This is a genomic window from Kitasatospora sp. NPDC004669, assembly GCF_040609455.1.
GTDB lineage: Bacteria > Actinomycetota > Actinomycetes > Streptomycetales > Streptomycetaceae > Kitasatospora.
Window position 1 is genome coordinate 43,289 of the sequence record NZ_JBEXKB010000039.1, and the last position, 14,556, is coordinate 57,844.

Annotated in this window: 13 protein-coding genes and 1 pseudogene; 2 read left to right on the forward strand and 12 right to left on the reverse strand. The window is 71.4% G+C overall.

Translation table 11 applies throughout. The annotated features are described in order from the left end of the window. Positions 1–88: 88 nt before the first annotated feature. The 6 genes from ABZW30_RS28365 to ABZW30_RS28390 form a co-directional block, all read right to left on the reverse strand. Positions 89–733: a vitamin K epoxide reductase family protein gene (locus ABZW30_RS28365; protein ID WP_355674037.1), complete on the reverse strand. Its 645-nt coding sequence runs from the start codon at positions 731–733 to the stop codon at positions 89–91. A 17-nt stretch (positions 734–750) separates the two neighbouring features. Then, positions 751–1,536, reverse strand: a complete 786-nt coding sequence (locus ABZW30_RS28370) for a thioredoxin domain-containing protein (protein WP_355674038.1) — start codon at positions 1,534–1,536, stop codon at positions 751–753. Between the two features lie 202 nt (positions 1,537–1,738). Then, positions 1,739–2,389, reverse strand: coding sequence for a hypothetical protein (locus tag ABZW30_RS28375; protein ID WP_355674039.1), 651 nt, complete (start codon positions 2,387–2,389; stop codon positions 1,739–1,741). 98 nt (positions 2,390–2,487) lie between these two features. Then, the gene (locus ABZW30_RS28380) at positions 2,488–3,264 is read right to left on the reverse strand and encodes a YcnI family protein (protein ID WP_355674040.1); all 777 of its coding nucleotides are present in this window, start codon (positions 3,262–3,264) and stop codon (positions 2,488–2,490) included. Between the two features lie 167 nt (positions 3,265–3,431). After that, entirely contained in the window at positions 3,432–4,178 is a 747-nt protein-coding gene (locus ABZW30_RS28385; protein WP_355674041.1) for a hypothetical protein, read from the reverse strand. A gap of 373 nt (positions 4,179–4,551) precedes the next feature. Beyond that, the gene (locus tag ABZW30_RS28390) at positions 4,552–4,770 is read right to left on the reverse strand and encodes a hypothetical protein (RefSeq protein ID WP_355674042.1); all 219 of its coding nucleotides are present in this window, start codon (positions 4,768–4,770) and stop codon (positions 4,552–4,554) included. A gap of 400 nt (positions 4,771–5,170) precedes the next feature. Here ABZW30_RS28390 and ABZW30_RS28395 point away from each other — a divergent pair. Next, positions 5,171–5,305 (forward strand): annotated as a pseudogene (locus ABZW30_RS28395) (ABC transporter ATP-binding protein); the annotation flags it as partial. A gap of 42 nt (positions 5,306–5,347) precedes the next feature. On the opposite strand, the gene ABZW30_RS28400 reads toward ABZW30_RS28395, so the two are convergent. The 4 genes from ABZW30_RS28400 to ABZW30_RS28415 all read right to left on the reverse strand — a co-directional run bounded on the left by ABZW30_RS28400 (position 5,348) and on the right by ABZW30_RS28415 (position 10,898). Next, a complete protein-coding gene (locus ABZW30_RS28400; protein ID WP_355674043.1) occupies positions 5,348–6,292 on the reverse strand; it encodes an isocyanide synthase family protein in 945 nt (314 codons plus the stop codon). A 78-nt stretch (positions 6,293–6,370) separates the two neighbouring features. Continuing rightward, positions 6,371–7,651: a cytochrome P450 gene (locus ABZW30_RS28405; protein ID WP_355674044.1), complete on the reverse strand. Its 1,281-nt coding sequence runs from the start codon at positions 7,649–7,651 to the stop codon at positions 6,371–6,373. Positions 7,652–7,681: 30 nt separating this feature from the next. Continuing rightward, complete coding sequence (asnB, locus tag ABZW30_RS28410; RefSeq protein ID WP_355674045.1) at positions 7,682–9,499, reverse strand: asparagine synthase (glutamine-hydrolyzing); 1,818 nt, start codon at positions 9,497–9,499, stop codon at positions 7,682–7,684. Between the two features lie 28 nt (positions 9,500–9,527). After that, positions 9,528–10,898, reverse strand: coding sequence for an MFS transporter (locus ABZW30_RS28415; protein ID WP_355674046.1), 1,371 nt, complete (start codon positions 10,896–10,898; stop codon positions 9,528–9,530). A 515-nt stretch (positions 10,899–11,413) separates the two neighbouring features. Here ABZW30_RS28415 and ABZW30_RS28420 point away from each other — a divergent pair. Continuing rightward, entirely contained in the window at positions 11,414–12,538 is a 1,125-nt protein-coding gene (locus ABZW30_RS28420; RefSeq protein ID WP_355674047.1) for a ferritin-like protein, read from the forward strand. 185 nt (positions 12,539–12,723) lie between these two features. On the opposite strand, the gene ABZW30_RS28425 is transcribed toward ABZW30_RS28420, so the two are convergent. Then, the gene (locus ABZW30_RS28425) at positions 12,724–13,578 is read right to left on the reverse strand and encodes an alpha/beta hydrolase (protein WP_355674048.1); all 855 of its coding nucleotides are present in this window, start codon (positions 13,576–13,578) and stop codon (positions 12,724–12,726) included. Positions 13,579–13,659: 81 nt separating this feature from the next. Next, positions 13,660–14,376: an alpha/beta hydrolase gene (locus ABZW30_RS28430; protein ID WP_355674049.1), complete on the reverse strand. Its 717-nt coding sequence runs from the start codon at positions 14,374–14,376 to the stop codon at positions 13,660–13,662. Between the last annotated feature and the right edge of the window lie 180 nt (positions 14,377–14,556).

Genomic DNA, 14,556 nt, shown 5'->3' on the forward strand with positions numbered 1-14,556 from the left:
TGATGACCCACCGGTCGCCCGCCGTTCACCCCCGCTGCGGCGGCCGGGGAGGCCGCCGCAGCGGGGGTGGCTCGCTCTCGGGCGGGGTTCAGAGGAGGGTGCTCCAGTAGTACCAGAAGCGGTTGAGGATCAGCAGGGCGATGATCAGGTACCAGACGGCCGGGACGACCCAGTGGTAGCGCGCGGCCAGCTCGACGGCCGGGCGCCACCGGGCGGGCAACGGGATCACCCCGTACCTGGCGTTGTGCAGGGTGGTGTACCAGAACAGCGGGATGGTGGCGATCCACACGACGATGCAGTACGGGCAGACCGCGCCGATCGAGTACAGGGTCTGGTCCATCAGCCAGGTGACGAAGCCGACGCCGAACAGCGTGCCGGCCTGGAGGCCCAGCCAGAACCAGCGCGGCAGGCGGGCGCCGGTCAGCACGACGACCCCGATGGTGACGACGACCGCGAAAGCGCCCAGGCCGATCAGGGAGTTGGGGAAGCCGAACGCCGCTGCCTGAGCGGTCCGCATCACCGAGCCGCAGCTGACGATCGGGTTGATGTTGCAGCTGGGGACGTAAGCGGGGTTCTCCAGCAGCCGGATCTTCTCCAGGGTGAGGGTGATCGAGGCGGCCAGACCGATCGCCCCGGCGACGAGCAGCAGCAGGCCGAAGGCCCGACCGCTGTCGACGGGGGCGGTGTACCGTCCGGCCCTCGGTCCCGGGGCGGGCTTGGCTGCGGTGGTCATGTGCGGGCTCCCGTGGCTCACTTGGCGGCGATGGTCTGCTGGATCAGCTCGGTGTACTGGGCCGGGGTGATCGGGTTGCCCTGGCTGTCGAACACGGTGAGCTGCTTGCCGTTGAGCTTGAGCGTGGGGGTGCCGGACACGCCGCTGCTGTTGAAGGCGTCGTTGACCTTGCCCGCCCAGGGCTTGTACGTGCCGTCCTGGACGGCCTTGGTGAAGTCGGGGGTGACCAGGCCGGGGACCTTGGCGGCGAGGTCGAGCAGGTGGCTGGTGTTGGCGAAGTCGTCCGACTGCTCGCCCGGCTGGTTGGCGTAGAGGACGTCGTGGAACTGCTTGAACTTCTGCGGGCTCTCGTTGAGGGCCGCGCCGGCGGCGGCGAGGGCGTTCTTGGAGCCGCTGCCGCCGAGGTTGGCGTCCAGGAAGCTCGCCAGGTGGTAGTGGATGGTGTAGGTGCCGTTGTCGGCGAGCTGCTGGACGGTCGCACCGTCGGTGGTCTCCAGCTTGTCGCAGACCGGGCAGCGGAAGTCCTCGTACACGTCGAGGACGTTCTTGTTGTTGGGGTCGCCGTAGACGATCACGGTGCCGTTGGTGCCGGTGGTGTTGGCGGGCACGACCAGCGGGCCGCCGCTGCCGCCGCTGCCGGCCGTCGCGATGCTGATGCCGATGGCGGCGCCGACGACGGCGACGGCTATGCCGCCGATGAGGATCTTCTTGCGGCGGGCCGCGGCCCGCTGCTGACGCTCCCGCTCGGCGCGCATCTGCTCGCGGGCGGAGCCCTTGGCGCCCTGGCTGTTCCTGTTGCTCATGGTGGTCTCGTCTCCCGTCCACCGGACACCGGGTAAGGCCGCGAGGCCACGTCCGGGTCCGGGACGTCTCCGTGGAAGGCGGGCAGGCGCACGCTCGGTGCGGCACTGCCCCGGTGGGCTGGCGGAGAGGCGACGACGGGCTGCCGGGGCGGTCACCCCGCAGGCGGCACGCTCGGGAAATCGGTGAGCGTCGGCCGCCCGGTCAGCCGGTCAGCGCCAGGACGAGCCAGGGCGGGCCGCGGCGCCGGGTGCCGCCTCGCAGGACCTCCTGCGGTCCCGGCCGGTGCTGGTCGGGGAAAGCCGGTGCGGGGCCGGTCTCGGCGGGCTCTGCGGGTAGCAGCCACGCCAGCAGGATCCGCACGGGGCGGGCGGCCAGGGCGGTGAGCGCGGTGAGCGTACGGAAGACCGCCTTCTCGCCCAGCCGCAGCCACACCGCGGCGACCAGCGCGGCGGTCAGGTGGAGGAAGAAGACGCCGGCCAGCTGAGCGCCGGTGAGCTGTCCGGGCAGGGCAGGGACGGACCCCAGCCCGTGGACCGGGCTTCCGCCGCACAGCAGGTCGGGCAGCAGGTCGCCGCCCGGCCGGGCGCCGGCCCGGCAGGTGTCCTGGCCGACGTAGTACATCGCGTTGAGCGTCAGCTCCAGCGGGACGAGCACGGCGGCGATCTGGACGAACGCCCGCTCGGCCGAGGACAGCAGGAGGGCGGCGCCGAAGACGGCCACGGTGGCCATGACCACGACGGTGCCCGGCAACGGGGTACCGGTCAGCAGGACGTGGCCGCCGACGGACAGCGTCAGCAGCAACGCGGTGAACACTGCCGCGCGCGCTGTGCGAACCGCTATCCCGGGCTCCATGCGGCCGAGTATGGCACGGCCTTCTGAAATCCGACCCCGCCCGGAGGGAGGGTCGGTCGGGGCCGGTACGGAAGGAGTCCCGCACCGGCCCCGGATGGTCACGCCGAGGCGTTGGAGCCGTCGGCCCTGCGGCCACGGCGGCCGAGCACGACGCCCGCCGCGGCGCCGAGGACGCCGACGACGATGCCCGCGATGCCAAGAGCACGGGCGGTGGAGTCGCTGCTGCTCTTCGCGGCCGTGGTGGCGGTCTGGCTGGACGGCTCGGCCTTGGCGCTCTGGTCAGCCTTGGCGCTCGGCTCGGCCTTGGCGCCGGAGGCGGCGCTGTCGCCGTCGGCCGTGGCGGCGGTCAGCTTGAGGACCGGGGCCGGGTTCTTCGGCTCGGGCTGGCCGTCCCGGGCCTCGTCGATCCAGCGCACGATGTTGCCGTCGCTGTACGTCTGGAGTGCCTTGAAGACGACCTTGTCGGTGCCGTCGGGCAGCGCGCCGAGGTCGACGGTGAAGTCCTGGTAGTGACCGGGGGCGATCTGGCCGCCGGTCCAGACGATCTGCGAGACCACGTCCGTGATGTCGCCGTCGTCGGTGTGGATCGGGGTGGCGAGCTTGGTGGTCTGAATCGTGTCGGTCCAGCCCGGCACGGGCGCGACCAGGGCGGAGGGGATCGGGTGGTCGGTCGGGAAGTCGATCTCGACCTTCACCGTGCTGTTCTTGTCGTCCTCGTTGGGCACGCGGAACGCGAAGGTCTGGTCGGTCGCGTTCTTCGGCACGCTGGACGGCTGCACGGTGACGTGCGCGGACGCAGGGCCTGCGATCAGCAGTACGGCGGCGGCGCCCAGGGCGGTCGCGGCGGCAAGGCGGTTTCTGGGGGACAGTCTCATGGCTGTCTGTTCTCCGTGTGGGAACGTGCACGCGCACCCGTCGGCGGGAGGGCCTGCTTCCGAGCAGGGATGACCGTCCGCCCTGGGTTGGCTGAAGCGTGCTGGTGTGGTCAGGGGCGCAGAGCTGCCACCGGTCCGGGGGCGCTGGGGTGCGCTCGTCCGTCCGGTCAGGCAGTGGCAGCCGCCGGCGGGCCTCTCCTGCTCACGCAGTGCCGGAGCAGAACCGGGGACGGAAGCCGCCACCGTCCGCTCGTCCTCATGAACCATGCGACCTGCGGCCGCCGCCCTCGCCCGAGGTCGCCGGACAGCACGGCGTCGAACCGGGCGACCGTCTCGCGCAGCCGGGCCGCGTACGCGTGCGCGGTGGCCGAGGCCGCCTCGGCGGTCGTGCGGACCAGCGTCCACACGGCCGCCTCGCCACGTCGCAGCCACCACCCCGCCAGCAGGGTCGCGGCAAGGTGCCCGGCGAACATCGCGGGACTCAACCCGAGCAGGAAGGCGTGGCACCACACGGCGACGTGCGGCGCAGCCGTCGCCGAGGTGTGGGAACCGAGGCCGGCCGGCCCGGCCAGGTGGGCGGCCACGGCCCGGGAGTGAGCGCTGCCGGCCGTTCCCATGCCCGCCATCCCGGGCATTCCCGGCATGGCGGGCATCCTGTCCCTGCCACCCGGATCGCGCATGGCCCGGGCCCGTACCGGCATCTGCCCGAAGTGGAAGAGGAGGTGCAGACCGAGCTGGCCGAGGGCCAGTCCTCCGGTGATCGCGGACAGCGACCGCTCCCGCCGCGCGCCGAGCACGGCAACGCCGCAAGTCAGGACCCAGGCCAGAAGCACCATGCCGATCGGGACCCCGGCGCCGGAGGCCAGCGCGTGACCGGCTGCGGCCAGCACGACGCAGACCGTCGCGAACGGCACGGCGCGCAGTACGCGAAAGTCGATTGCGGCGGAACGTGCCGGAACGGGCACGTTCACGGTTCCGGGGACAGACATGGCGGGCACATCATGCCATCCGTGCCGAGACTCCGTGCACGGTGCTGCACATTCGTGACGGCTCAGCGGGCGCACAGCGGGTACGGTTCGCACCAAGCGATCGGGTGTTCCTGGCCGCACTGCTCCGGGGTCTGCCGACGCAGCTGGGCAGGTGAGGTCGCCGGGCAGCTCAGTGTCACTGTGACCTGCGGGTCCGGGCCGAGGCGTTCAATGCCCCGGCCCGGACCACGCGCTACATCGCGGACGTTCTCAGCCTCAGTGCTGTTCCTGCACCCGGATCGGGCCGGCCGACCGGCCGTCAGGCGATCAAGGCGGCCAGGTCGTCCAGCGCACCGCTCTTGGCCTGTGCGACGAGGTCGCGGAACTGGTCCTCGCTCATCTGCACCTGCTGTCCGAAATCGTCGGTGATCCGTACCCGCTTCTCCGCCGGGGCCGCCGGATCCAGAAACAGCTGCGGGCAGCCGCAGTTGCAGTTGCCGCAGAAGGTCGCAATCGGTTCCGGGCCGGTGTCGTGCATCTGTTCCACCTCGGTCGCCTCTGTCGTGGGCGTGCGTTCTCACCTCCTCGATGCCCGCGCGTCGCGTGTCCTCAAACCAGCTGCCGCGCACCGGCGGGACCGCGTCGGTGGCTGGTTTCCGGCGGTCCGCCGGTCCCGGCCGGGGTGGAGCCGAACCCATTCGCTCGGCGTGGGAACTGGGTCGGTGGTTCGGACGACTACCTGGTCCGGGCCCGTATCAGCGAGCTCCGATGTACCCGGATCACCAGGAGGGTTCCATGCGTTCTCGCGCGTTGTGCGGCGTGGCCGCCGCGGTTGCCCTCCTCGCCACGGGCTGCGGCAGCAGCACCGAGTCGGGCGGTGCGGCGACGACGGTCGGGGCGAGCACGTCCACGGTTGCCGGCTACCCCGTCAAGGTCACCCTGAGCTGCTGGAGAAGGTGTTCGGGGTGCGGGCGGCGGTGGTCGAGCATCCGCTCACCGGTGACCCGCTGATCGCTTTCGACCACCGCGCATCAGCGGGAGCTGCGAGCGGTCCGGTCGCCGATCCGGTGTGAGCCCGGGGGCCACCCGTAGGTGGACCCCGGGCCGCCGGAGGCCTACGAGGTCTCGACGTGACTGGGGCGGCCGTCACGCAGCACGGTGCGGCCGAGCCGTTCGGCCTCGCTGCGCCGCATCAACTCCCAGACTCCGTCGGGGCGGTGGACGACGACGGAGTGCCAGGGGGTGGTCCAGGCGTCCTTGGTGTCGAGCAGTCGGATGCCGAACTTGGCGGCGCCGCGCCGCTGGGGGTGGATGGACAGCCGGACCGAGCGGGGGTGTCGTTCGGCGATCAGGTCGCCCCAGGCCCGGCTTCGCTGGATGACGCCGTAGGCGCGCTGCCTGCACTCGCGCTGGAGGGCGGATCGGGTGCCCTCGAAGTCGACGGTGTCGTCGGTCAGGAAGCGGGTGATGCCCAGGTAGAGGGCCAGGGCGGCGTCGTCCGCCTTGACCTCCGCGCGCAGCTCCTCGACGGTGGGCGCGTACTGGGCGTGCACCCGGGCGCGCTTCTCGTCGTAGGGGAGGTCGCCGAGGACGTCGCGCAGGTCGAACACCGAGAGGTGGCGCAGGTGTTCGCGGTCGATCATCGCGGCCAGTTCGTCGGAGTAGGCGTCGATGTGGTGGTCCGGAACGCGGATCAGGTCGCCGAAGATGTGCCCGTCCGAGCAGATCACCATCCGCGCGCCGGGCGGGTACACCTGGTGGACCGCCGCGCAGAGCTCGTTGAGGAAGGTGAGGGAGAGGCGCTCGCCCTCGTCGGGGAGGTGTCCGAGGACTTTGGCGGGGCTGGGTGACTTGCAGGGGAAGCCGGGCAGGGTGAACACGATCTGGTCGCCGGCGGCGACGAACCCGGCGAGCTGCCGGAGCTGGATCGGGAACGCGGAGACGGGCGCCGGAGCATCGGGGTCGGCGGCGCGGCGGTAGGGCAGGAGCAGCTCCAGGATGGCGGCGCAGGTGTGTTCGACGGATGGCCGGGGTGATGGTCTGGTGCCGACGGGCGGCATGCGGTCCTCCACGAGGGCATGGCGGGATAGCGCCCCGGCGCTGATGTCGGGGCGCGTGGTCAGGGATTCAGAGGTGTGTCAGGTGCGCTTGTCGTAGCTGACGGGCAGCTGGTTGACGCCGCGGGCGAGGACGGCGGGGATCCACTCGAGCTCGTCGAGGTCGGTGGCAGGCCGCAGGCCGGGCAGGCGCGCGAGCAGGGTGCCGATGGCGATCTGGAGTTCGGCGCGGGCCAGGGCGGCGCCGGGGCAGAAGTGAATGCCGTGTCCGAAGGCCAGATGGGAGTTGGGCGTGCGGTCGAGGTCGAGCGTGTCGGCGTCGGGGAACTGCTCGCGGTCGCGGTTGGCCGCGCAGAGCGAGACGATCACCGAGTCCCCGGCCGGGATACGGGTGCCGTGCAGGTCGCTGTCCTCGGCGAAGAACCGCCAGGTGGTCAACTCGAACGCACTGTCGTAGCGCATCAGTTCCTCGACGGCCCGGGGCAGCAGCGCGGGTTCGTCGCGCAGGCGGGCGAGCTCGTCGGGGTGGCGCAGCAGGGTGATCAGCATGGTGCTGATCTGGTTGGTGACGGGCTCCTGGCCGGCGACGAGCAGCTGGAAGATCATGGAGTCGAGTTCTTCCTGGCTGAGCTCCTTTCGGTCCTTGGCCACGACGAGCCGGCTGAGCAGGTCGTCCTGCCAGTGCTCGTGCTTGTGGGCGACCACGTCGGCGATGTACGTCTGCAGGGCGCGGAGCCGGCCCTCGTAGGCGGGTCGGCCAGGGTCCTGGGGACCGACCGGTTGGACGACCTTGCCCCAGTCGCGGTCGAAGCGGCGGGCCAACCCTTCAGGCAGGCCGATGACTTCGGCAAGTACCCGGAACGGGAAGTGTGCGGCGAAGCCCTGGACCAGGTCGGCGCCGCCCTCGCCCGGAAGATCGTCCACCAGGGCGTCGGCGATCTCCTGGAAGCGGGGGCGCAGGGCCTCGATGCGGCGGGGTGCGAAGGCGTCGAGGACGAGGCGGCGCATGCCGGTGTGCTTGGGCGGGTCCTGGTGGAGCAGGTGGACCTGGAGCTGGGAGTGCTGGGGCTCGGGCATGATCGAGGCGAGCTTGCGCCAGTTGTCGTTGCCGAGTGAGTGGTTCTTGCCCAGGCGCGGGTCGCCCAGCGTCTGCTGCGCGGCTTCGTAGCCGGTGACCAGCCAGGCGGCTATGCCGCTGGGGAAGCGAACCCGGTGCACGGGGCCGGCCTCGCGCATCTCGCGGTAGAGGTCGTAGGGGTCGCTCTTGTAGGCGCTTCCGTAAAGCGGTATCGGCTCGTCGGCGGTGGCGCCGGTGACGGGGCAGCGGGGTGCGGCGGGCGGGTTCTGCTCGGACTGGGTCATGCCGGTCTTCCTTCGGGGACGGGTGGGGTATCAGAGAGTGATGGCCGGGCGGTAGTGGTCCAGCCACAGGGCGAGGTCGACCACTCGCTCCAGGCGCAGCCGGTGGCCCCACTGGAGCTGGTCGGCCGGGGTGTCCAGGCCGGGCTTGATCCGGCTCTCGTCGACCAGGTCCTTCACCGTGGGCAGGACCTCGCGGGCCAGCTGCTGGAGGCCGCTGTTGTACTCGGGGTGGTGGGTGGCGGGGTAGTGGTTCTTGGGCCGCCACAGGACGGACTCCGGCGCGATGCCGGTGCCGGTGGCGCGCAGCAGGCTCTTCTCGCGTCCGTCGTGACTCTTGATGGACCAGGGGGTGTTGAAGGCGTACTCGACGAGGCGGTGGTCGCAGTAGGGCACCCTGACCTCCAGGCCCTGGGCCATGCTGAGCCGGTCCTTGCGGTGCAGGAGTTGGCGTAGCCAGCGGGTCAGGGAGAGGTGCTGCATCTCGCGTTGGCGGTGCTCGACGGGGTTCTCGCCGTCCAGGTGGGGGACGGCGGCGAGCGCGTCGCGGTAGGTGTCGGCGCGGAACTCACCGATGCGCAGGGTGGCGGCGAGGTCCGGGTGAAGCGGCACCGCGGCGTCGTCGCCGGTGACCAGCAGCCAGGGGAAGGCCTGCGCCGCGAGTGCTTTCGGGTTGTGGAACCACGGGTAGCCGCCGAAGACCTCGTCGGCGGCCTCGCCGGAGAGCGCGACGGTGGAATGCTCGCTGATCCGTCCGAAGAGCAGGTAGAGCGAGGTGTCCATGTCGCCGACGCCGATCGGCGAGTCCCGGGCGACGACCACGGCCCTGCGGTGCTCGGGATCGAGCAGTGCACGCGGGTCGAGGACGACGGTGGAGTGTTCGGTGCCGATGAACTCCCCGGCCTCGGCGGCGTACGGGGTGTCGTGGCCGGTGCGCAGGATGTCGCCGGTGAACTGCTCGGCCTGATCGCTGTAGTCGACGGCGTAGGAGCGCAGGCGGGCCTGCGGCCCTTCGCTGAGTCGCAGTTCGTCGGCGACGAGCGCGGTGATGACGGTGGAGTCGAGCCCGCCGGAGAGCAGGCTGCACAGCGGTACGTCCGCCTCCAGTTGGGCTCGTGCGGCCCGGTTCACCAGGGAGCGTACCTGTTCGACGGTGGCGGCCCGGTCGTGCTCGTGCGGGCGGGCCAACAGCTGCCAGTACAGTCGCTCGCGCACGCCGTCGCGGCCGATGGTGAGCAGCCCGCCCGGCTGGACCTCGCGGACGCCGGCCCACACGGTGGGCCCGGTGTTGAACAGGAGGCTGTACGCCTCGCGCAGCCCGGCCGCGTCGACCCGGGGGCTCAGCTCGGGGTGGGCGAAGAGCGCCTTCGGCTCGGAGCCGAAGGCGAGGCCGCCGTCGATCTCGGCCCAGAACAGCGGCTTGACACCCAACCGATCGCGCACCAGCAGGAGTTGCTCGCTGCGCTCGTCCCAGATCGCGTAGGCGTACATGCCCTCCAGCCGGTCGACGAGGCCTTCGCCCCACTCCTGGTAGGCGCGCAGGACCACCTCGGTGTCGCTGCGGGTGCGGAACTCGTGGCCGAGGCGGAGCAGTTCGGCGCGCAGCTGGTGGTGGTTGTAGACCTCGCCGCTGAAGCTGAGCACGACACCGGACGGGTCGGCCATCGGCTGCGCTCCGCCCGTGAGGTCAATGACGGACAGCCTGCGGTGGCCGAGCGCGGCGTGCGCGCCGAGCCAGACTCCGTCGGCGTCGGGGCCCCGGCGGGCCATGGTGGCGGTCATCGCCTCGACGACCGGGGCCTGGGTGCGGGCGTCCTGGTGGAACGACACCCAGCCGGTGATTCCGCACATCGGATGCTCTCCTTGAGGTGGCGTGCAGTCAGTCGGTCTGTGCGAGGCCGGCGGTCCGTCGGCCGTGGACGGCGAGCAGGAGTGCGGCCACGCATGCGGCGGCTGCGGCGAGTCCCAGTCCGGCCCGTACGCCGCCGATGCCGGCCCCGCCCAAGCCCCAGGCGGCGGTGGCGAGCGCGGGCCCGAGGGTGAAGCCGAGGCTGCGGGCGAGCTGGACGGCCGACCCCGCGGTGGCGATCCGGTCCGGTGGTGCGGCGGTCATCACCAGCGACTGGACGGGCCCGCCGTACAGGCCCATGCCGACACCGGCCAGAGCCAACCGCCACGCGATGTCGGCCAGGGACCAGCCGGCGTCCAGCGGGACGAGCAGCAGTAGGCCGAGGGCGGTCACGGTGGCGCCGGCGGTGGCGAGCGGCCGGGCCCCGAACCGGTCCGCGAGCCGTCCGCCGAGCGGCCCGGCCAGGCCCATCCCGAGTGGGAAGCAGAGCGTGGTCAGCCCGGTGGCGGTGGCGCTCACCGCATCGTCCAGCTGCAGGTGCAGGGCGAGCACGTAACGCATCGCGGCGAATCCCGCCGCCAGAGCGAGGACGGCTCCGTTGACCCCGTACGTCCGGGAGTCCCGCAGCGTCGAGCTGACGGGCCTCCCGCCGGGCCTTCTCAGCCACAGGGCGGTCAGCGGGACGGCCGGGACGGCCAGCAGCAGCCAGGCGGGCGAGCCCGGGGAGAGGGTCAGTGCCAGCAGGAGCGCTGCGACGGCGCCGCCGACCAGGCCGGCGTCACCGAGCGAGGGCCGGTCGGGCAGGCGCAGCCGCCCGCCGGGCGGTGCGTTCCGACGGGCGATCAGCAGGGCGGCCACGCAGACCGGAAGCTTGACGAGGAAGATGGCCCGCCAGCCGAGGTGGTCGAGCAGCAGTCCGCCCACCGCCGGTCCGGCGACCGCTCCGAGCGGTCCGAGGGTGGCCGGCACGCTCATCGCGCGCCCGCGCAGCTCGGGCCGTACCGAACGGGCGGCGAGCACCGGCATCAGGACGAACAGGACGGCCCCGAACGCCCCTTGGGCCAGCCGGGCGGTGATCAGCCAGACGGCCCACGGGGAGACCGCGGCTGCCGCGCTGCACAGGGCGAAGCCGCCCACGGCGAACATCAGGGCAGGGCGAGTCCCCACCTGGTCGAGCCAGCGCCCGGCGGGCAGCAGCAGGGCCACCACCGGGAGTTGGTAGCCGAGCACCGCCCACTGCGCGGCCTCGGCGGAGACACCGAAGCTGCGCGAGAGATCGGGGAGGGCGAGATTGACGATGTTCATATCGAGCATCGCCACGAAGGACAACATCCCGGCCACCGCGACCAGGCTCCAACGGTCCATGTTCTGCGGCGAGTTGACCTCCACGGCGCGGGTCATTCCGCTGCTCCCGGTGTCCGTCGCACGGCCGGTCTTCTGCGGCGGTACCGGAAGCCGTGGCCCTGCTGCGGCATGGTCCATCCCTCCGTCGTGACGGACGCCGCCGGTCGACGGCGTCCGTCACATCAGTCGGCCCATGGCTCAGCCGAGTTCCAGCACAGACTGGTGATTTTCGGAAATTGTTTCGAGCGAGATCCTCGGAGCACCCTGCGCCGCAGCGAAGACCGCGACGCGGGGCATCCGGAGCTGCAGGCCGTCACGATGCCCACCGTCGTCGCACCCGCCCTTCCCCGCTGTCCGGCCGTCCGGTGTTCGCCGACTCCGCGCGGTCGTCTACTCCGCCCGGGTGGCGCACACGCGCCACCCGGTGACAAGTCCGGAACCGCGTCCGCGCTCCTGGTAGCTTCGCCACCCGATGCGACATCCGGGCTGGGCTCCTCGTCCGAGCGGAGCCTGCCACTGGCGAACGGGAATCAGGCGTGGTCGATCCGGCCGAGAGTACAGACAGCCGACGTATGCCCTCGCTGGGCCGCCGGGGGTTCCTCAAGTCGGCCACACTGGCCGCGGCAGGCCCGGTGGTCCTGGGAACTCCAGTACACGCGGCGACCCGTCAAGCACTCCCGAACGGCGGCACCGGATCCGTCGCCCGCCTGTTGGAGGTCCCGCACGGCCGTCGCGACGACAGCTGGATCAGGCACGCGCTGCAGATCGCGGTGGAGCTGGAACTGGCCACGATCCCGCCGTACCTGTGTGCCTGGTGGTCCGTCAAGGAGCGTACGAGCGAGCCCGCCACGCTCATCCGAAGCATCATCGACGACGAGATGTACCACATGGGACTGGCCTGCAACCTGCTCGTGGCGGTGGGCGGGACCCCTCGGATCGCCGACGCGCTCCCCTCCTACCCTGGTCCGCTGCCCGGTGGCGTGCGCGGCGAGCTGACCGTGTACCTCTCCGGGCTCACCAAACAGTACGTACGCGAGGTCCTGATGGGCATCGAGACTCCCGAGACTCCGCTCACGCGAGAGGCCGGGCCGGCGACCATCGGCGCGTTCTACGCCGCGCTACTGGACGCGTTCCACGACGTCCGCCCCGACCTCTCGACAGAACGCCAGCTCGGACGGCAGATCCGCCCGAACACCCTGACGCCGGTGACGAACCTCGACGACGTCGAGCAGTCGATCGAAACCATCAGGGAGCAGGGCGAGGGGACCTCTGCCTCACCCGACGCACCGTTCGCCCAGGATGCGCCCGCCCACTACTACGCGTTCGGCGAGATCTACCACGAACGACGACTGCGACAGGCGGACGGGAGCTGGGAGTTCAGCGGCGAGCCCATCCCGTTCCCCGACGCCCGTCCGATGGGTACGGTCCCCGCAGGCGGCTGGCCCTCCCCGTCCACCGAGGTTCAACGGCTGCTCCAGCAGTTCGACGAGACGTTCACGAACATGCTCCACGGCCTCCAGGACGCCTGGGCCACGGGTGACGACGGCCCCCTGGATGCCGCCGTGGACGCGATGCGCGCGCTGGAGGAACCCGCCGTCCAGCTCATGGAGATCCCCCTGCCCGACGGCACCGGCACCTACGGCCCGCAGTTCCGCCCGTGGCCCGGAACGACGGCGGGACCCGGTGCGGGGTCATAGCGCCCGGGTCGCCCAGGCGGGCGGGTGGTGGTCAGCGCCTTCGTGGGCGGCGCGGTGCGATCCGGCGCGCGGAACGGTGCAAGAGCTTGTACCGTCCCGCGCGTCGACGGGTGCCATCGGGGTGGCGTGGGCCGGCGGCCGCGTCCGTGTTCTGGTGGCCGCCGGCCTGGCTTGGGCCGTGATGGTCAGTTCGTGAGGAATCCGCGGATGGCCGCGGCGATCTCACTCGCGTGCGTCTCGAGCGCGAAGTGGCCGGTGTCCAGCAGGCGGACGTCGGCATCGGGGATGTCGCGCTTGAACGCTTCGGCCCCGGCGGGCAGGAAGAACGGGTCGTTGCGGCCCCAGACGGCCAGGAGTGGCGGCCGGTGGGTGCGGAAGTACTCCTGGAACGCGGGATAGAGCCGCACGTTGCTCGCGTAGTCGAGGAAGAGGTCCAGCTGGATCTCGTGTGCGCCCGGGCGGGCGAGGTAGTGGTTGTCGAGGGTGTAACCGTCGGGTGAGAGCGCGGTCGGGTCGGTGACGCCGTGGGTGTACTGCCACACCGTCGTCTCGGGCTGGAGCAGGGTGCGGAGCGCGTCGCGGTTGGCCGGGGTGGGCTCCTTCCAGTACGCGCGGATGGGGTTCCAGCCGTCACTCAGCCCTTCCTGGTAGGCGTTCCCGTTCTGCGTGACGATGGCGGCGATCCGTTCCGGTCGCCGCAGGGCCAGCCGGAACCCGGTCGGGGCGCCGTAGTCGAACACGTAGAGCGCGTACCGGTCGAAGCCCACTGCGTCGGTGAAGCCTTCGATGACGTCCGTGAGGGCTTCGAAGGTGTAGGCGAAGCTGTCCCGCTCCGGCATGTCGGACTGCCCGAAACCGGGCAGGTCGGGTGCGACGACGTGGAAGCGGTCGGCCAGGTGCGGGATCAGGTCCCGGAACATGTGGCCGGCGCTGGGGAAACCGTGCAGGAGCAGCAGCTTCGGGGCGTCCGACGGCCCTGCTTCGCGGTAGAAGACCTTCAGGCCGTTCACGTCGGTGCTGCGGTAGGTGATCGGGGTCATGGTGTGCCCTTTCCGGGGTGTCGGTTCTAGACGGGCCGCTGCGCGGTGGTCGCCACCTCGTGCCCGCCCTCGGGTTGCCGGTCAGCTGCTGTGGGCCGGGTGCGCGGTCGTCACCACGTCGCGCACGGCGTCGAGGACGATGTCCACGACGTCCTGGGCGGCGGTGACCTGCGGCGTGTGGTCGACCGGGCGGGTGCGGGCGTGGGCGCCCATCCGCTCGGCCGTGAAGCGCTGCGTTTCCGGGGCGATCATGCGGTCGTCCTCGGCGATCAGGAACCAGCTCGGTCGGTCCTTCCACGAAGGCCGCTCGATCGGGGCGCCGATACAGGGCAGGGCGATGGGCCGCTGCGCGGCGGCCAGGATCGCCTGTTCCTCGGCGGAGGCGTGCTGCGCGAAGGCGTCGGCGAAGGCCTCGGCGGGCAGCCATACCAGCCCGTGGGGGTCGGGCTCCAGCGTCGGCGTTCTCGGGTGCGGCTGAGTGCGGTGGAAGACGTCGCCTGCGGACTCTCCCCCGTCGGGCGCGAGTGCCGCGACGTAGACGGACGAGGCGATCTTCGGGTCGTGTGTCGCCGCGATGACCGCGCCGCCGTACGCGTGGCCGACCAGGACGACCGGGCCGTCGAGCCGCTCCAGAACGCGCTTGAGCGCCGCGACGTCGTCGGTCAGGGAGGTCAGCGGCAGGGGCGCCGCGACGACGTTGATGCCGTCGGACTTCAACGGGCCGATCACCTTGCCCCAGCTCGATCCGTCAGCCCAGGCGCCGTGCACGAGTACGACGTCGATGCGGTTGTTGGACATGTTGCGTTCCTTTGTTCTTGCCATCCCGATGTCCCCCGCCGGCCCGGATGAGCCGTGTCATCAGGCCTGATCGATGGCGGACGGAGGCGCCTGCCGGATGAAGCCGTCGGCTCTTCACACACCAGGTGAAGGCCGGCCAGGTTGGCCTAATGCCTAATGGAAGGCTATATCCATTAGTTC